This is a genomic window from Actinomycetospora sp. CA-084318, from assembly GCF_050955885.1.
GTDB lineage: Bacteria > Actinomycetota > Actinomycetes > Mycobacteriales > Pseudonocardiaceae > Actinomycetospora.
This window is the reverse complement of record NZ_CP192098.1, coordinates 3143239-3159595: the sequence shown is the minus strand read 5'-3', so window position 1 is coordinate 3159595 and position 16357 is coordinate 3143239. Positions and strand designations below refer to the sequence as shown.

At 74.0% G+C, this 16357-nt stretch carries 23 protein-coding genes; 15 read left to right on the top strand and 8 right to left on the bottom strand.

Features of this window, described 5'->3' with window-relative positions:
• The first annotated feature begins 19 nt into the window (after positions 1–19).
• Genes ACQPYX_RS15440 through ACQPYX_RS15430 form a run of 3 tightly spaced genes read left to right on the top strand, consistent with a single transcriptional unit; the run spans position 20 to position 2105 of the window.
• A complete protein-coding gene (locus ACQPYX_RS15440) occupies positions 20–493 on the top strand; it encodes a low molecular weight protein-tyrosine-phosphatase (RefSeq protein WP_433798230.1) in 474 nt (157 codons plus the stop codon).
• Positions 490–1278, top strand: coding sequence for a fructosamine kinase family protein (locus tag ACQPYX_RS15435; RefSeq protein ID WP_433798229.1), 789 nt, complete (start codon positions 490–492; stop codon positions 1276–1278). The genes ACQPYX_RS15440 and ACQPYX_RS15435 overlap by 4 nt, the downstream gene beginning before the upstream one ends.
• 23 nt (positions 1279–1301) lie before the next feature.
• The gene (locus tag ACQPYX_RS15430) at positions 1302–2105 is read left to right on the top strand and encodes an SURF1 family cytochrome oxidase biogenesis protein (RefSeq protein WP_433798228.1); all 804 of its coding nucleotides are present in this window, start codon (positions 1302–1304) and stop codon (positions 2103–2105) included.
• A gap of 9 nt (positions 2106–2114) precedes the next feature.
• Here the strand turns inward: ACQPYX_RS15430 and ACQPYX_RS15425 are convergent, their stop codons facing one another.
• A complete protein-coding gene (locus ACQPYX_RS15425; protein WP_433798227.1) occupies positions 2115–3050 on the bottom strand; it encodes a cobalamin biosynthesis protein in 936 nt (311 codons plus the stop codon).
• Positions 3051–3136: 86 nt separating this feature from the next.
• Here ACQPYX_RS15425 and ACQPYX_RS15420 point away from each other — a divergent pair, with 86 nt between their 5' ends.
• The 5 genes from ACQPYX_RS15420 to tenA are packed head-to-tail and all read left to right on the top strand — an operon-like array spanning position 3137 to position 5315.
• Complete coding sequence (locus ACQPYX_RS15420; protein ID WP_433798226.1) at positions 3137–3493, top strand: VOC family protein; 357 nt, start codon at positions 3137–3139, stop codon at positions 3491–3493.
• A complete protein-coding gene (locus tag ACQPYX_RS15415) occupies positions 3490–3849 on the top strand; it encodes an ArsR/SmtB family transcription factor (RefSeq protein WP_433798225.1) in 360 nt (119 codons plus the stop codon). Before ACQPYX_RS15420 ends, ACQPYX_RS15415 begins: the two co-directional genes overlap by 4 nt.
• On the top strand, positions 3846–4358 hold the full coding sequence (locus ACQPYX_RS15410) for an SRPBCC domain-containing protein (protein WP_433798224.1): 513 nt from the start codon (positions 3846–3848) through the stop codon (positions 4356–4358). Before ACQPYX_RS15415 ends, ACQPYX_RS15410 begins: the two co-directional genes overlap by 4 nt.
• On the top strand, positions 4355–4660 hold the full coding sequence (locus tag ACQPYX_RS15405) for a YciI family protein (protein ID WP_433798223.1): 306 nt from the start codon (positions 4355–4357) through the stop codon (positions 4658–4660). The genes ACQPYX_RS15410 and ACQPYX_RS15405 overlap by 4 nt, the downstream gene beginning before the upstream one ends.
• A gap of 4 nt (positions 4661–4664) precedes the next feature.
• Positions 4665–5315: a thiaminase II gene (gene tenA / locus ACQPYX_RS15400; protein ID WP_433798222.1), complete on the top strand. Its 651-nt coding sequence runs from the start codon at positions 4665–4667 to the stop codon at positions 5313–5315.
• 61 nt (positions 5316–5376) lie between these two features.
• Here tenA and ACQPYX_RS15395 read toward each other — a convergent pair whose 3' ends face one another.
• A complete protein-coding gene (locus ACQPYX_RS15395; protein ID WP_433798221.1) occupies positions 5377–5502 on the bottom strand; it encodes a hypothetical protein in 126 nt (41 codons plus the stop codon).
• A gap of 319 nt (positions 5503–5821) precedes the next feature.
• Between ACQPYX_RS15395 and ACQPYX_RS15390 the strand changes: the two genes are divergently transcribed.
• Complete coding sequence (locus ACQPYX_RS15390) at positions 5822–7243, top strand: MFS transporter (protein ID WP_433798220.1); 1422 nt, start codon at positions 5822–5824, stop codon at positions 7241–7243.
• 46 nt (positions 7244–7289) lie between these two features.
• Here the strand turns inward: ACQPYX_RS15390 and ACQPYX_RS15385 are convergent, their stop codons facing one another.
• Together ACQPYX_RS15385 and ACQPYX_RS15380 are read right to left on the bottom strand one after the other, a co-directional pair.
• Entirely contained in the window at positions 7290–7622 is a 333-nt protein-coding gene (locus ACQPYX_RS15385) for a hypothetical protein (RefSeq protein ID WP_230759200.1), read from the bottom strand.
• Between the two features lie 31 nt (positions 7623–7653).
• Entirely contained in the window at positions 7654–7971 is a 318-nt protein-coding gene (locus ACQPYX_RS15380) for a hypothetical protein (protein ID WP_433798219.1), read from the bottom strand.
• Positions 7972–8090: 119 nt separating this feature from the next.
• Here ACQPYX_RS15380 and ACQPYX_RS15375 point away from each other — a divergent pair, with 119 nt between their 5' ends.
• From ACQPYX_RS15375 to ACQPYX_RS15365, 3 genes are all read left to right on the top strand, one after another.
• Positions 8091–8330 (top strand): hypothetical protein, encoded by a 240-nt coding sequence (locus ACQPYX_RS15375; RefSeq protein ID WP_433798218.1) that lies wholly within the window; start codon positions 8091–8093, stop codon positions 8328–8330.
• 79 nt (positions 8331–8409) lie between these two features.
• Positions 8410–8985, top strand: coding sequence for an N-acetyltransferase family protein (locus ACQPYX_RS15370; protein WP_433798217.1), 576 nt, complete (start codon positions 8410–8412; stop codon positions 8983–8985).
• Between the two features lie 530 nt (positions 8986–9515).
• A complete protein-coding gene (locus ACQPYX_RS15365) occupies positions 9516–10190 on the top strand; it encodes a recombinase family protein (RefSeq protein WP_433798216.1) in 675 nt (224 codons plus the stop codon).
• 18 nt (positions 10191–10208) lie between these two features.
• Here ACQPYX_RS15365 and ACQPYX_RS15360 read toward each other — a convergent pair whose 3' ends face one another.
• Positions 10209–10436, bottom strand: coding sequence for a hypothetical protein (locus ACQPYX_RS15360; RefSeq protein ID WP_433798215.1), 228 nt, complete (start codon positions 10434–10436; stop codon positions 10209–10211).
• A 592-nt stretch (positions 10437–11028) separates the two neighbouring features.
• On the opposite strand from ACQPYX_RS15360, the gene ACQPYX_RS15355 reads away from it, so the two are divergent.
• Positions 11029–11223 carry a hypothetical protein gene (locus ACQPYX_RS15355; protein ID WP_433798214.1) on the top strand — a complete coding sequence of 65 codons (195 nt, stop codon included), beginning with the start codon at positions 11029–11031 and terminating at the stop codon, positions 11221–11223.
• A 9-nt stretch (positions 11224–11232) separates the two neighbouring features.
• Here the strand turns inward: ACQPYX_RS15355 and ACQPYX_RS15350 are convergent, their stop codons facing one another.
• Together ACQPYX_RS15350 and ACQPYX_RS15345 are read right to left on the bottom strand one after the other, a co-directional pair.
• Entirely contained in the window at positions 11233–11733 is a 501-nt protein-coding gene (locus tag ACQPYX_RS15350) for a GNAT family N-acetyltransferase (RefSeq protein ID WP_433798213.1), read from the bottom strand.
• A complete protein-coding gene (locus ACQPYX_RS15345; protein WP_433798212.1) occupies positions 11730–12491 on the bottom strand; it encodes a YebC/PmpR family DNA-binding transcriptional regulator in 762 nt (253 codons plus the stop codon). Before ACQPYX_RS15345 ends, ACQPYX_RS15350 begins: the two co-directional genes overlap by 4 nt.
• A 370-nt stretch (positions 12492–12861) precedes the next feature.
• Here ACQPYX_RS15345 and ACQPYX_RS15340 point away from each other — a divergent pair, with 370 nt between their 5' ends.
• Together ACQPYX_RS15340 and ACQPYX_RS15335 are read left to right on the top strand one after the other, a co-directional pair.
• The gene (locus tag ACQPYX_RS15340) at positions 12862–15225 is read left to right on the top strand and encodes a DUF222 domain-containing protein (RefSeq protein ID WP_433798211.1); all 2364 of its coding nucleotides are present in this window, start codon (positions 12862–12864) and stop codon (positions 15223–15225) included.
• 57 nt (positions 15226–15282) lie between these two features.
• Positions 15283–15786: a PaaI family thioesterase gene (locus ACQPYX_RS15335; RefSeq protein ID WP_433798210.1), complete on the top strand. Its 504-nt coding sequence runs from the start codon at positions 15283–15285 to the stop codon at positions 15784–15786.
• Between the two features lie 91 nt (positions 15787–15877).
• Here ACQPYX_RS15335 and ACQPYX_RS15330 read toward each other — a convergent pair whose 3' ends face one another.
• Complete coding sequence (locus tag ACQPYX_RS15330) at positions 15878–16345, bottom strand: winged helix-turn-helix transcriptional regulator (protein WP_433798209.1); 468 nt, start codon at positions 16343–16345, stop codon at positions 15878–15880.
• Between the last annotated feature and the right edge of the window lie 12 nt (positions 16346–16357).

The following is a 16357-nucleotide window of genomic DNA, read 5'->3' as shown; positions in this document are numbered from 1 at the left end:
CACACCGGCGGTGGTCGGGATGATCGGCCCCGTGCTCTCCCTCGTGACCGTCTGCACGGGCAACATCTGCCGCTCGCCCATGGCCGAACAGGTGCTGCGGGCCGCCCTCGCCGACGCCGGGCTCGCCGACCGGGTCTCGGTGTCGAGCGTCGGGGTCGGCCCCTGGCACGTCGGCGAGCCGATGGACCGGCGGGCCGCGGCCACCCTGGCCGAGCACGGCTACGACACCGACCACGTGGCGCGCCAGGTCGCCGACGACACGCTCGGCGCCGACCTCCTGCTCGCGGCGACCGCCGACCACGCCCGCGACCCGCGCCGCGCCGGCGCCGACCCGGAGCGGGTCCGGCTGCTGCGCTCCTTCGACCCGGCCGCCCCGGACGGCGCCGAGGTCCCCGACCCGTACTACGGCGGCGACGAGGGCTTCGACGAGGTGCTCGCGATGATCGAGGCGGCGGCGCCGGCCGTGGTCGCCTGGGCCCGGGAGCACGCGTGACCCGGGTCCTCGGCCGGGCCGTCGTCGCCACCCGCTCCCTCGGCTCGGTCGAGGTCTGCACGCTCGACGACGGCCGCGAGGTCGTCGTCAAGCGGGGCGACGTCGCCGCGGAGGCGGCCGGGCTGCGGTGGCTGGCCGAGCCGGGCGTCGTCGCGGTGCCCGAGGTGCTCCACGCCGACGACGCGACGCTGGTGACGACCCTGGTGCCCACCGGCTCCGCGTCGCGGGCCGCCGCGGAGGCCTTCGGCCGGGAGCTCGCCGCCCTGCACGCCGCCGGGGCGCCCGCGTTCGGGGCGCCGCCGCCGGGCGGACCGACCGAGGCATGGATCGGCGAGGCCCCGATGCGCAACGAGCCGCACGACGGCCCCTGGCTCGACTGGTACCTCGCCGACCGGGTGCAGCCCTACCTGCGCACGGCGGTGGACCGGGGCGCCCTGTCGGCCTCGGCGGCCACCCGCATCGAGGGGGCGACGCTCGACCCCGGCCCCGCGGAACCGCCCGCCCGCCTGCACGGCGACCTGTGGAGCGGCAACGTGCTGTGGTCCGACCGGGCGTGGCTGATCGACCCGGCCGCGCACGGCGGTCACCGGGAGACCGACCTCGCGATGTTCGCCCTCTTCGGCCACCCGCACCTGGAGACGGTGCTCGCGGCGTACGACGAGGCCGCGCCGCTCGCCGACGGGTGGCGCGACCGGGTCGGACTCCACCAGCTCTTCCCGCTGCTCGTGCACGCGGCGCTCTTCGGCGGCGGGTACGGCGACGCCGCGCTCCGAGCGGTGACCTGACACGCCGGCGGCATACTGAGGGGGTGCGCTTCCTCCTCCGGCCCGGGTGGATCGCCCTGACGTTGGCGGTCGCCGGGTTCGCGTTCGGGTGCTACTACCTGCTCGCGCCCTGGCAGTTCCACCGCAGCGACGAGCGCGACGGCGAGAACGCCGCCCTCGTCCGGGCCGTCTCGACCGCGGCGGTGCCGCGGGGCGAGCTCGTCCCCCGCGGCGCGGAGCCGGACGCCGACGCCGCCTGGCGGCAGGTGATCGTCACGGGCACCTACCAGGGCGGGGAGGTCCTCGCCCGCCTCCGCTCGGTCGACGGGAGCGCGGCGAGCGAGGTGCTCACGCCCTTCCGGACGACGGACGGCGAGACCCTCCTCGTCGACCGCGGCTACGTGCGCCCCGCCGGCACCGTCCTGCCGCCGATCGCCCCGCCCCCGGGCGGCGTCGTCACGCTCGTCGCCTACCAGCGGCCCGACGAGTCGCCCACCGACCGCGCCCCGATCGACCAGGCGGGCTACCGGCAGTTCTACGCGATCGACGCGGCCCAGATCGGGCCCGCGCTGGGGCTGCCGGTCAGCCCCGGCTACCTGCAGCTGCTGCCCGACCAGCCCGGCACGGTCACCGCCGTCCCGCTCCCCCCGCCCGACCCGAACCCGTCGTACTCCTACGCCTGGCAGTGGCTGATCTTCGGGGTCATGGCGATCGGCGGGTGGTTCTACTTCGTGCGCCTCGAGTACCGCACCCGCAAGGACGAACCCCCCGACGACGCAACCGGGCCGACTCCCGAGCCCGGCCCCCGCACGACCGCCGACGTCCTCGCGGACCGTTACGGCCGCTGAATCCGCTGATCAAGCAGGTGGCAGGACCGCCGCCACCCCCGCGGCCACGAGCGCGGACGCCACGGTGACCACGCGGGAGAGCCGGACGGCGCGGGCCAGGTCGGCCACCCGCGGCGCCGGGCCCGACCCGAGCGTCGGGCGGTCCTGCACCCCGTAGGGGTAGACGGTCCGGCCACCGAGCTGCCGCCACAGCGCTCCGGCGAAGGCCGCCTCGACCGGTCCCGCGTTCGGGCTCGGGTGCTTCGCGGCGTCGGCGCGCCAGGCCCGCAGCGACGCGGCGGGACGCCCGCCGACCAGCGGCGCCGCACCCGCCGTCAGGAACGCGGCGAGCCGGGCGGGGACGCCGTTGAGCACGTCGTCGAGCCGGGCGGCCGCCCACCCGAACCGGCGGTGGCGCACCGAGAGGTGGCCGACCATGGCGTCGAGGGTGTTCGCCGCCCGGTACCCGAGCAGGCCCGGCACCCCGGCGACGGCGCCCCAGACGAGCGGGGCGACGACCGCGTCGGAGGTGTTCTCGGCGACCGACTCCAGCGCCGCCCGGGCCAGGCCGTCGGCGTCGAGGGAGGACGGGTCGCGCCCGCACAGCGAGGGCAGCCGGCGGCGGGCGGCGGCGAGGTCGTCGGCGGTGAGTTCGGCCGCGAGCGCCGAGCCCTCACCCGCGAGCGACCGGCCGCCGAGCACCACCCACGTCGCGGCCGCGGTCAGCAGCACCCGGCCCGTCGTGAACCGACCCGCGACCCGCTCGGCCATCACCCCGCCGCCGACGACCCCGCCCACGAGGACGGCGCAGTACGCCGCGCCCCGGGGCCGCGAGTCGGCCCACCACGCCCGCTCGAGGCGCCCCGCCACGGATCCGAACAACGCCACCGGGTGGCCCCGGCGCGGGTCGCCGAGCACCGCGTCGGCCGCGACCCCGAGGAGCAGCCCGAGGGCCCGTGCACGCATGGCGACATGATCGCAGACGTATCTGTCAGTAGACACTGACGTTCGCAGCGGCTAACGTCAGCGCACACCGACATAAGGAGGCCACGATGGGACGACCGGTCGCATTCTTCGAGGTCGTGAGCGACGACCACCGGCGCGCGCAGCGCTTCTACGGCGACCTGTTCGCCTGGACGATCGACGAGGACCCGACGATGGAGGGCTACGCGATGGTCGACACCGGCGCGGGCGAGGACGCCGTGACCGGAGGCATCGGGCCGTCGCAGGCCCCCGGCGACACCGGCGTGAAGTTCTACGTGCGCGTGGACGACCTCGAGGCCACCCTCGCCCGGGCGACGCAGCTCGGTGGGGCACGGCTCGCCGAGCCGATGGACCTGCCGGGCGACTACGGCCGGATCGCGGTCCTGGCCGACCCGGACGGCAACCCCGTGGGCCTCTGGGCGTGAGCGCCACCGACCCGGCCGACGCCGCCCTCCGGGCGCTCGCCGAGCCCCGCCGCCGGGCGATCCTGCAGCTCGTCGCCCACGACGAGCTGGCGGCCGGCGAGATCGCCGCCGCCTTCGACGTGTCCCGGACCGCGGTGAGCCAGCACCTCACCGTCCTGAAGGAGGCCGGACTCCTGCACGAGCGCCGGGAGGCGACCCGCCGGCTCTACCGGGCCCGCCCGGAGGGGCTGGCGGGGCTGCGGGACCTGCTCGACGATCTGTGGGACTCGGCGCTGGACACGGCCCGGCGCCTGGTCGAGGCGGACGCCGGGACGGACACCGCCGACCGGACCGGGACGAGCGAGGAGACCGCATGACCGACACCGCCCGCGTGCTGCCGCTGCGCCGCCCGCCGATCCGCCGCTCCACGCTCGTGCGCAGCACCGCCGACCACACCTTCCGCGTCTTCGTGGAGACCATCGGCACCTGGTGGCCGCTGCGGCCCTACTCGGCCGGGAAGGAGCGGGTGGACGACGTCACCGTCGAGCCCCGCGTCGACGGCCGCGTGGTCGAGACGTGGGACGACGGGACCGAGGTCGAGTGGGGCCGGCTGCTCGTCTGGGAGCCGCCGCACCGCCTCGTCATGACCTGGACCCCGACCCCGGCGCCGACCGAGGTCGAGCTGACCTTCGCCGCGCTCGCCCCCGCCCTGACGAGGGTGACCGTGGAGCACCGCGGCTGGGAGGCCCTCTCCGAGGAGCAGCTCGCCCGCGACTGCGCCACCCCCGGCGGCTACGTCGGCGGCGGCTTCACCCGCGGCTGGACCGCGATCCTCGGCGCTCTCACCGCGGCCGCCGAGCAGACATCCCCCGAGGAGCACGCATGATCCACGCCTACCGCCTCATCGCGCCACGGCCGACGTTCGCGCAGGACATGACGGCCGAGGAGGTCGCCGTCATGGCCGAGCACGCCGGCTACTGGCACGGCCTCGTCGAGCGCGGCACCGCGGTCCTCTTCGGACCGGTCGCCGACCCGGCCGGGTTCTGGGGCCTCGCGGTGGTCGAGACCGACTCCGCCGAGGAGGCCGAACGCGTCCGGGACGCCGACCCCGCCGTGGTCCGCGGCGTCTGCCGTGGCGAGATGCATCCCATGATCGATCCGACCCTGCGGGCGGACGTGACACGCTGACCGCGTGCGCTTCAGCGACGAGCTCTGGGAGTCGGCGGCCGACGTCTACGACGCGGTGCGGGCCCACCCGTTCCTCACCGGTCTGACCGACGGGACGCTCCCCCACGCGGCGTTCGGGCACTTCGTCACGCAGGACAGTCACTACCTGCGGGGCTACGCCCGGGCGCTCGCGGTCCTCGCGGCGCGGGCGCCGACCGAGGACGACACCACGCTGTTCGCCCAGCATGCCGCCGGCGCGATCGCCGCGGAGCAGGAGATGCACGCCGAGCTCTCGGAGGCCCTGGCGATCGACCGCGACGCGCCGACCGGGCCGACCACCCTCGCCTACACGAGCTACCTGCTCGCCACGGTGCACGGTGGCTCGTTCGCGGAGGGGCTCGGCGCCGTGCTGCCGTGCTACTGGATCTACGCCCGGGTCGGGGAGGCCCTGCTGGCGGAGTCCTCGCCCGACCCGCTCTACGCGCGCTGGATCGCGATGTACGGCGGGGACGAGTTCCAGGCGGTGGTCGACGCGGCCGTCGGCGTCATGGACCGGGTGGCCGCCGACCTCGCACCCGTGGAGCGGACGAAGGTGCTCGCGCACTACCGGACGACGTCGCGCTACGAGTGGATGTTCTGGGACGCCGCCTGGCGCCAGGAGCGCTGGCCGGTCTGACGACCCCGGACACGACGACGGCGGGCCCCCCGGAGGAGACCCGCCGTCGGAACGGGTGCGATCAGGCCTCGACGAGCTCCATCGCCGGGGTGCGCCGCCAGTTGCGGTGGGCGTAGGCGGCGAGGCTCGAGGCCACTCCGAATCCTGCACCGGCAACGACGACCATCGACACGAAGACAGCAGCCACGGGTGGCTCCTCCTCACCACATGCACGCGCCGCGTCCGGTGATCGGGTCCGGATGACCCGGCCGGAGGGGCGGCGCTTGCGAACGTCGGATGCTGGCTGCATCCACCCCGTATGACGCGTCGATCTCGGGTCGTGTTCCATCGTCCGGCGGGTGGATCCCCGTGTCTCGTGTCACGCTTCGGGAAACAGTTTCGCAAGCAAAGCAGGCAATTCGGACATACGCCCGATAACCGGCCTGCGAGGTTTCCGGTCGAACCTCCATGGTTAATGGTTCGAACCAGTGGCGCGGCACGTGGTCGCGAGGCGGGGAGGACATGTCGTGACGGATACGGCGGAGGCAGGGGCCGGCGGGACGCCGGCCAACATCACGGTCACCGACGACGCGACGATGAAGCGGGCCGTGGGCGCCGCGGCGGTCGGCAACATCACCGAGTGGTTCGACTTCGGCGTCTACGCCTATCTCGCGACGACGATCGAGTCGAACTTCTTCCCGCCCGGACCCCTCGCGCAGGTCGGCGTCTTCGCGGGTTTCGCGGTGTCGTTCCTGGTCAGGCCGCTGGGCGGGCTGTTCTTCGGCCCCCTCGGCGACCGTATCGGCCGCACCAAGGTCCTCTCGATCACCGTCATCATGATGGCGATCGGCACCTTCCTGCTCGGCTTCATCCCGCCGTACTCGGCGATCGGCATCTGGGCACCGATCCTGCTCGTGCTCTGCCGCGTGGTGCAGGGCTTCTCCACCGGTGGTGAGTACGCGGGCGCGATGACGTTCATCGCCGAGTACTCCCCGGACCGGCGACGCGGATTCTTCGGCAGCTTCCTCGAGTGCGGGACGTTCATCGGATACGCCCTCGGCGCCACCGTCGCGACCGTGATCCCGCTCGTCTCCACGCCCGAATTCGCGTCGACCTGGGCATGGCGCATCCCGTTCTTCATCGCGCTGCCGCTGGGCATCGTCGGGGTGTACCTGCGGGTGAAGCTCGAGGAGACGCCCGCCTTCCAGACGCTGCTCTCGGAGTCCGAGGAGCGGGAGGGCCAGCAGGCCGGCGAGGGCATCAAGAAGCTGTTCGTGAAGTACTGGCCCGCGATGCTCACCGCCGGCGGTCTGGTCGTCGCCTGGAACATCACGAACTACATGCTGACCAGCTACATGCCGACCTTCCTCGAGGAGAACGTCACCGCCGTCGGCGGGCAGGCCATCGACACGACCACGTCCCAGGTGATCCAGATCGTCATCCTGTGGATCGCCGTGTTCATCATCCCGGGGCTCGGCATGCTCAGTGACCGCATCGGCCGCAAGCCACTGCTGTACGCGGGGTCGATCGGCCTCGTGGTGCTCGCGGTGCCGATGCTCTACATCCTGCAGCTCGGCTCGGTCGTGCTCGTGGCGGTCGGCCTCGCGGTGATGGGCATCCTGCTGGTCCTGTTCTCCTCGACCTGCCCGTCGACGCTCCCGGCGCTCTTCCCGACCGAGGTCCGCTACGGCGGGCTCTCGATCTCGTTCAACATCTTCGTGTCGGCCTTCGCCGGCACGACCTCGCTGATCATGACCGCCCTCGTCCTCGGCACCGGCTGGGGCTACTGGCCCGCGATGTACCTGATCTTCGCGGGGATCGTCGGCGTGATCGTGCTGGTGAAGCTGAAGGACCCGGCGCGCAAGCCGCTCCTCGGCTCCAACCCCGCGGTCTCCACGCCCGAGGAGGCCCGCGAGCTGGCCGCCTCCGGTGCGGCGGTCCGCGGCTGACGATGCCTTCCCGACGACGGATCCGGCCGGGATCCGTCGTCGGGGATCAGGCCGGACGGCGCAGCACGAAGCGGCTCTCGACGACCGTCGTGTAGGTCCCCGAGGAGTGCACGTACCCGGTCGGGTAGAGCGCGTGCTGGGGACCGCCGAACTGCACCAGCTCCCAGCCGTCGCGGCCGAGGCGGTTGAGGTGCTCGGCGAACAGGCGCGCCCACGGGACGCTGTAGGGGCGGTACTCCTCGAAGATCAGCTCGTCCTTCGGCCCGATCGCGTAGGCCTGCCACTCGGCGGTGTCGTGGCTCGACGACGACGGGTCCAGGTCGGCCTTCGCGAGCTGGACGGCCGAGATCTCGAGGGTCGCGTACTCCCAGGCGGTCACGCGGTGCAGCCTGACACGTCGGCGCGGTCGGTCACGAGGCCCGGCGGTGCCGGGACGCCGCCGGCGGGACCGGGCGCGCGGACCGCAGCGGGGACACGACCCCGCGCCGGACGGCCGCCCGTCCCACCGGGATGCCGGCCCGTGGCCGCTCGACGCGCTGCCCGGCGAGCGTCTGCGGCCCGCGGCCCGGTGCGGCCACCGTCGAGTCCCCGAGCAGGAACCCGGTGAGCTTGAGGGCGAGCCCGAGGACGACCAGGGCGATCCCGAGCACCAGGTGGCCGAGGGCGATCGCCGTGGCCCCGGCGCCGAGCAACCCGAAGCCGGTGAGCAGGAGGACCGCCGTACGCATCCTCTGCACGCTAGGTGATAACCCGGCGAGGAGCATTGGTCTGTTCGGGTCCTCCACCGTGATGACGGACTCCGCGCTGCGGCCGTAGGGTGCACACCAGCGATCATCTGGAGGGGTGCATGAGGGAAGTCGCCGTCCGCTACGTCAACGGACCGCTGCAGGGCGTCGGGGCGGTCTCCCTGCCCGACAACGGGCCGGACGAGCCGCCGCTGCTCCAGCGGATCCCGCTCCCCACCACCGACCGCGACTTCCGCGAGACGATGTCGCGCATGGTCGGCGGGCAGGGCCACGCCATCTACGAGCGCACGGTCCGCAACGAGGCCGAGGAGTGGGAGTACCAGCTCGTCCGGGTCGAGTGACCCGCCGGCTCGGCACCGGGATGCCCGGCACCGACCGGCTCGTGGCGCGGGCACCGGACCCCGGAGGAGGATGCCGGCCATGACCGGAGCCGCCGCCCCGCCCGACCGCCCGGACGTCGTCGTCCGACCGGCCGAGGAGGCCGACGCCCCTCGGATCGCCGACGTGTTCGGCGGCTACGTGCTGGCCTCGATCGCGACGTTCGTGGAGGACCCGCCGTCGGCGGAGGTCTGGCGCGAGCGGATCGTGGCGGCGCGGGAGCACAAGCTCCCCTTCGTGGTCGCCGACCTGCCGTCCGGCGCCTCCGGGGGCGGCGGCCTCTCCGTGGCCGGCTTCGCCGCGTGCGCGCAGTTCCGACCGCACGCCGCGTACCGCTACACCGTCGAGGACTCCGTCTACATCGCCCCCGAGGCCACCGGACGGGGCCTGGGCGGGCGCCTGCTGTCCGCGCTCGTCGACGGCCTCGCGCACACCGACATGCGGCAGGTGGTCGCCGTCATCGCGACCCTCCCCGACGCGCGGCACGACACGCCCTCGATCGTCCTGCACCGCCGACTGGGATTCGAGGTCGTCGGTCGAATGCCTGCGGTCGGGTACAAGCAGGGGCAATGGGTGGACACCGTGATCATGCAGAAAGACCTGCAGGCCCGCCCCTGACACGGGTTCGTTCCGCGGCCATCCGGTTCGCTCCGGAATGATTTCCGGCCGCCCTGCCCGGCGATCTCTCCACGATTCGACGGAATGCGCGCCGGCGGCGTCACGGGGTGTCCCGGGGGCCGTTCCCGGTACGGACGCCGGATCACCTCGACGGCGTCCGACTCCCGGCCGGGCGCCCGCCGCCACGGTGCGCCCGGTCGGGCCCTCGGACGGTCACCGCTGCGTGAGCCCTCGACCAGCAGCGATGCCGCCGGGCACCTGAGCGGCGCAGGACGTCGACGCGGCCCGTGAATGGGACCGGTCCACTGCGCCCGATCGGAGGAATTCTCGGGCAGCAATGTTCAGCGCTCAATCGAATGGTCTCTCCCGCCGCTCGCTCACTCAGTGAGAGGACGAGCGTCCATCAGCGGAGGTCACGACTCGATGGTGCGCGGATCATTCCGGTCCGGATGCGACGAGAAACCCGTTGCGAATCCGACGCGCGGCCCGGAATGAGCGGCATGGGACCGTTGTCCGTACGATTCCGCACCGTGGAACCTGCTCATCGCGATCTCCTCGCGGCCGAGCCGGAGGCGATCTCCGGCGAGGTCGTGGGGTACGGGCGCGGATCGTCCGGCGCGCCCAGCGAGGCGGGTGACCCCGAGGAGCAACGGGCGGCCCTGCTCGCGGCGGGCTGCACCCGCGTGTTCGTCGACTCCTCGTCGGGCAAGGGCGGCGCCGCCCGGCCCGAGTTCGACGCCTGTCTCGCCTCCCTCGCGCCCGGCGACGTCCTCGTCGTGATCCGCCTGGACCGCCTGACGAGGTCCCTCCCCCAGCTGGTCGGCCTCGTCGGTGAGCTGCGGTCCCGCGGGGTCGGGTTCCGCTCGCTGCACGAGGGGCTCGACACCACCACGCCCGGCGGACGGCTCGTCTTCCACGTGTTCGCGGCGCTGGCGGAGTTCCTGCGCGAACTGCTCGTCGAGGGCACCCGGGACGGCCTGGCCGCCGCCCGGGCCCGCGGTCAGCGTCTGGGCCGCCCGCCGGCCCTGAGCCCGGACCAGGTGTCCCAGGCGCGCTCGATGCTGGCCCGCCCGGAGAACTCGGTCGCCTCGATCGCCCGGCTCCTCGGCGTCAGCCGCTCGACGCTCTACAAGCACGTCCCCGAGCTCGGTGGGCGGCAGGTCGTGCCGCCGTCCTCGGAGGTCGGCCCGACCGGCAGCGACTGACCTCCGTCGCCCGGTCGCTCAGTCGGGACGCGTCCCCGCCACGCGGCGGCCACGACCGGAGCCGGTCGCCCGCGTGCGGATGCGCGCCGCCCGGGCGGCCTCGCGCACGGTCGGCCGCTCGGTGACCTCGGTCGTGGCGGGAGCCGCCTCGGTGGTGCCGGCCTCGGTGCTGCTCGTTTCGGTGCTGCTCGTCTCGGTGCTGCCCGCCTCGACCGTGGGCGGCTCCACGGGCGGGCGCGCCGACATCGGACGCCGCGGCGTGGGTGCCGGAGCGGCGATCTGCGCAGGAGCGGCGGTCTGTGCAGGAGCGCCGGGCAGAGTCGGTCGGGCCGACGCGGCGGTCGCACCGGGAGCGGCGGACAGGTCCGGTGGGGCCGACGCGGCGGTCCCACCGGGAGCGGCGGGCGGGGTCGGCGCGGGAACCGGTGCGGACGGCACCGGGCGGGCCGGCACGGTCGCGGCCACCCCTGGAAATCCCGGCACCGGTCGCACGGCCGCGGGCCGCGACGGCGCGGGACCGACGGGCGGCGCAGGAGCCGGACGCGCGGCAGCGGTCGGCGCGGAACCGACCGGCGTGGCGGGTGTGGGCGCGCTCGCCGGCGTGGTCGACCGGGCCGAGCGAGGTGGGACGGGCCCGCCGGGGCCACCTCCGGGGCGTGGTGGAACGGGTCGTGGAGGAGCCGGTCGGGCCACGGGGGCCGGAGCCGGTGGAGCCGTCGTCGGGAACTCCGGGCCGGCGGGAGGGGCGGCGGGCTGCCTGCGGTCCCGGTCGAACCAGTGCAACGTGCGGGCCGCCGCCCACGCGTTGGCGCCCGCCACGACCGACACACCGAGCGCGATGACCGCGACCGCCCACTCGCGGGCGAACACCAGCCCGAGGAACGCCAGCAGTGCCGCGGCGGAGACCAACGCGGCGGCCACCATCGTCGAGGCGGCCGCTCCCCCGGACTCGTGGACGCAGTACCAGGGCAGCACCACCCGCCGTCGGGAGCTCCTCACAGGAGGGGCAACGGACGGGGGCGGCCCGGGGTGACGATCCATCTCAGGGCGCGACGCGACGCATCCGCACGACCGCCACGCCCGCCGTGTCGAGCTCGCGACCCACCTCGACGTAGCCGAAGCGCCCGTAGAGCGCGAGGTTGCCGGCGCTGCGCTCCCCCGTGACCAGCACGCTCTCGGTACCCGCCGCGAGGTCGGCGTGCGCGGCGCGGAGGAGGAGCGAGCCGATGCCGCGGCCCTGCAGGTCGGGGGCCACCGCCGCACGGCTCAGCACGACCGGCCCGGGCCCGTCGAGGGCACGCAGCCGCACGCTGCCCGCCAGGCGCGTCCCGATCCAGGCCGCCCATCCGCGCGTGCCGGGGTTCACGAGGTCGGCCGCGAGGTCGGCCGCGGTCTCGACCAGCGGCGGGATGGCGAACGTGCCGTACAGGCGCCCCTCGGAGAGGAACGCCGCGTACTGCACGGTGAGCGCCTCGCCGGCGTGCTCCGGGCCGAGCCGGTCGACGACGACCGGCACCGGCTCGGCGTCGGGAACCGACGTCATCCCACCTCGGCCATGACCTCGTCGGAGGCGTCGAAGTTCGAGTAGACGTTCTGGACGTCGTCGGAGTCCTCGAGCGCGTCGATGATGCGCAGCACCTTGCGGGCGCCGTCGGCGTCGACCTCGACGTTCATCGACGGGACGAACGACGCCTCCGCCGACTCGTAGTCGATCCCGCCGTCCTGCAACGCGGTGCGGACCGCCACGAGGTCGGTCGGCTCGCAGAGGATCTCGAAGTTCTCGCCGAGGTCGTTGACCTCCTCGGCGCCCGCCTCGAGGACGGCGAGCAGGAGGTCGTCCTCGGCGAGCTCGGTGCCGCCCTGCTCCTTGGCGACGATGATGACGCCCTTGCGGTTGAAGAGATAGGCCACCGAGCCCGGGTCGGCCATGGCGCCGCCGTTGCGGTTCATGGCGGTGCGGACCTCGCCCGCGGCGCGGTTCTTGTTGTCGGTCAGGCACTCGATGAGCACCGCGATGCCGCCCGGGGCGTAGCCCTCGTAGGTGATCGCCTGGTAGTCGGCGCCACCGGCCTCGGCGCCCGACCCGCGCTTCACGGCGCGGTCGATGTTGTCGTTCGGGACCGACGTCTTCTTGGCCTTCTGGATGGCGTCGTAGAGCGTCGGGTTCGCCGCCGGGTCGCCGCCGCCGGTCCGCGCGGCGACCTCGATGTTCTTGATCAGCTTCGCGAACATCTTGCCGCGCTTGGCGTCGATGGCGGCCTTCTTGTGCTTCGTCGTCGCCCACTTGGAGTGGCCGCTCATGGCTCTCCCGCCCTTCGTCGTCCGCGCGTGGCCGTGCGGCGACGGCCTCCGCGGTCCACGGGACTCGGGGTGCCGGCGCCGGCACGGGCGGCGAGGGCCCACTGCGGGGCCCGTCGCGCTCCTACCTCGGACATCGAGTCTACCGGCGGGGACTCCTTCCCGACGACGGGTCGCCCTCGGCCGGGCATGGAGAGATCGTGTCCGATTCGTGACCTCCGGTGTTCTGGCTTGTTTCCGGCGCGCGAGGGTGACGTGGGGCAGGTTCTCGGCCTCGGATTCCTGCCTCGTGTGCTTCTCGCGGAGGTGCTGCCGCTTGTGGTGCTGCGCGAGCTTCCCGTGGCTGTCTGGGGTTCGAACTACAGTTCGGATCATGGCGATAGAGGCGGGACATGAGGGTGGCGGTGGGGTGTTCGACACCCCGCTGCCGCCGGTGTCCTGGGCCGACCCGCGGGACCTGCCCGGCCAGGAGTGCGAAGCCGGTCTGGTCGCCTGGCAGGCCCGGTTGACCCACGACGAGTGGCGCCGCTCCTGCTGGATGCTCGAGACCGCCCGCAGCCGCGCGGACACCGTGGAGCGCTGGCCGGAGCCGGATCCGCGGGTGATCGCCGCCCGTCTGGGGTGGTCGGTGACGATGGCCTCCTCCCGGCTGGAGACCGCCCAGGGGGCGCTGGAACGCCTGCCGCGCCTCGGGGAGGCGATGCGCGACGGGCGCTTGGAGCAGGCCAAGGTGTCGGTGTTCGTGTCCGGGCTGCGCGATGTCACCGACGCCCAAGCGGCGGTGGTGGTCGACGCCCTGATCGAGGACGCGCCGAAGTTGGGGTTGTGGGAGCTGGCGCAGCGGGTCGCGGCCGCGGTGGTCGATGTGGACCCGTTGGGGGCGGAGAACCGGCGTGCCGCGGCGGTGGCCCGGTCGCGGGTGTCGACGCGGACGGCGCCGTCGGGGGCGGTGGAGATCCACGGCCTGGATTTGGAGCCTGGGATGGCGGTGCCGGCGTTCGAGCGGATCGTCGCGATCGCCGAGCTCGCCCTCGAACAGTTGAAGGCCGCCGGATCGTCGGTGGGGGCGGGGAAGGTGCAGGCGCAGGTGTATCTGCGGCTGCTGCACGGCTGCCCGACCGGGGAGGGTGACCTCGCCGTCCTCGAACAGGTCGTCCACGACCTCATGCCATCACCCGCCCCACCCGACGACGGCGACCCTGACGGCAGCGACCCCGACGGCCCGGACGGCCCCGACGACGGCTCCGACGGCGGTCCCGACGGCGGCCCCGACGACCCGAACACTCCACCTGACCTCGACAACGGTCCCGACTCCTCGGGCGGCTCGGGCGGCTCGGGCGGCTCGGGCGGCGGCTCCGACGGCGGCTCCGACGACGGCTCCGACGACGAGGGCCCGGACAACGAGGGCGTGGACGACGCCGGCCGCGACTCCCCGCACCGCTCCGACGGTTCGGACGACTCCGACGGTTCGGACGGCTCAGAGGGCTCAGAGGGTTCGGACGGCTCGGACGGGCCGCTGGACCTCGACGACCCGCCAGCCGACGGCGGCCCCTCGGACGGCGGACCTACCGAAGATGGCGGCCGAGGCGTCAGCGCGTCCAGCATTGCTGGCACTGAGCTTTCAGGGAGCGTTGAGCCAACGGCGGCGGGACGAGAGAGCCCTCACGGCTCCACCGACGACCCCGCCGCAACCAAGGCGACTCGCTCGACAGCCGAACCCCCGACTGGCTGGCAGCCCGGGGACCCCGAACCCGACCCACCACCCCACAACACCCCCGACCCTCGGATCCCGGGGCAGCCGCCCCCGTCCTTCGCGGCGCGGTGGACGCAGCGCGGGCTGATGTTCACCCCCGCCACCACCCGCACCACCCTGGCGTGCGCGCTCGGGCTCGACCGCGCCCACGGCCAGCTACGCGTCGGCACCGTCACCGGCTGGGACGCCCACCACGCCGTCTGGACCCGCACCACCGCCCAGTTCCGCGTCCTGCTCCACGACGAACACGGGCAACTCGAACACGTCCTGCTCGTCCGCCCACCCCAGCAACCCGGCGCGGACCCGAGATATCGGCGGCAGGTCGTCGAGCTCACCGCCCACACCACCGACATCGACACCCTCGACCAGCAGCCGCTCGTCGGGATCTGGGCCGAACTCGCCCGCCGCGTCCAACGAGCGTTGGCAATCGAACGCGCCCGTCCACCCGACGAACACCCCGCCCGAACCACCAAGGAAGCCGACCACCGGTTTCCCGGCGCCGGACTCACGCGCTGGATCCACGCGAGGGACCGCACGTGCCGGTTCCCGATGTGCACCGTGCCCGCCGTGGCCTGCGCGATCGACCACACCCACGACCACGTCCTCGGCGGCCCGACCCAGGCCGACAACCTCGGCGCCCTCTCCGTCGGGGACCACCTCCGCAAACACGCCCCCGAGACAGGCTGGACCGTCCGCCAGACGGCACCGGGCACCTTCGTGTGGACCGCGCCCACCGGCACCCGACACACCGTGCGACCCGACCCGTACCGGCCCCTACGGCCGGTCGCCCGAGACCCCTACGACCACGGCATCACCGACACCCGCAGCGAACCGAGACCCCAGCGACCCTGGCGACCCCGCACGAACAAGCACGGCCACCTCACCGACGCCCAGCACCAGACCCTGCGCCACATCGACACGCGCCGAAGGAGACAACACCACCAACCCCCGAACCCCCACGACGACGACAACCCACCCTTCTGACGAGACCGGGCACTGCCCGCTAGTGTCTGAGTCTCGCCAAGCAACTCAGGAGGTCCGGTGAGCACCGACACCCCGCCCGTCGTCCGGGAACGCGCCTACACGTGGGAGGACCCCCGCGCGCTCGCCGCGAACATGGCCGGGCGCACCGGGCTCGAGTTCCTGCAGGCCCTCGTGTCGGGCGAGCTCCCACCGCCACCGATCATGTCGACGATCGGGGCCGGCGTCGAGTCGGTCGAGGCCGGGCGGGTGGTGTTCACGTTGACCCCCGCCGAGTACCACTACAACCCGATCGGCTCGGTCCACGGCGGCGTCTTCGCGACCCTGCTCGACTCGGCCTGCGGCTGCGCCGTCCAGTCCACGCTGCCCGCCGGCGTCGGCTACACCAGCCTCGATCTCAGCGTGCGCTTCCTCCGCCCCATGTCCTCGGACACGGGACCGGTGCGCTGCGAGGGGGTCGTGGTGTCCGCCGGACGACGGGTCGCCCTCGCCCGGGCCTCGATCACCGACGCGAGCGGGCGGCTGCTCGGGGAGGCGACGTCGAGCTGTCTGATCCTGGCCTGACTTACGCCGACGCGAGCGCCGATCCGGGCGCCGACCCGAGCGCCGACCCGGGCGCCGACCCGGGCGCCGACACGGGCACTGCGCCGAGCGCTCAGGCCGTCCGGCGCCGAGCACCGGGCCCGGGGACCACCCGGACCCGGTCGGTCGGGGCGAGCACGTGCCCGTCCGCGCAGACCTCCTGCAGCGCGACCGGGGAGCCGCACTCGTGCACCGCGACCGCGGGCGGTCCGGCCTCCCCCGCGGAGTGCCGGTCGCCGAACGCCATCAACGCCAGCAGGACGGGCCGCAGGTCGTACCCGGCCGCGGTCGGCCGGTACTCCCGCCGCGCACGGCGCCCCGCCTCGCGGTACTCCCGGGTCTCGACGAGACCCGCGTCGACGAGCGTCGTCAGCCGGCGGGTGAGCACGTTGCGGGCGATGCCGAGGTGGTCGACGAGCTCGTCGAACCGCCGCACGCCGTTCAGGACGTCGCGCAGCACCAGGACGGTCCACGGCTCGCCGAGCACGGTCATCGTCCGCGCGATCGAGCAGGTCGCGGAGTCGAGCTCGCGCCAGTCCATGACCCGAGGATA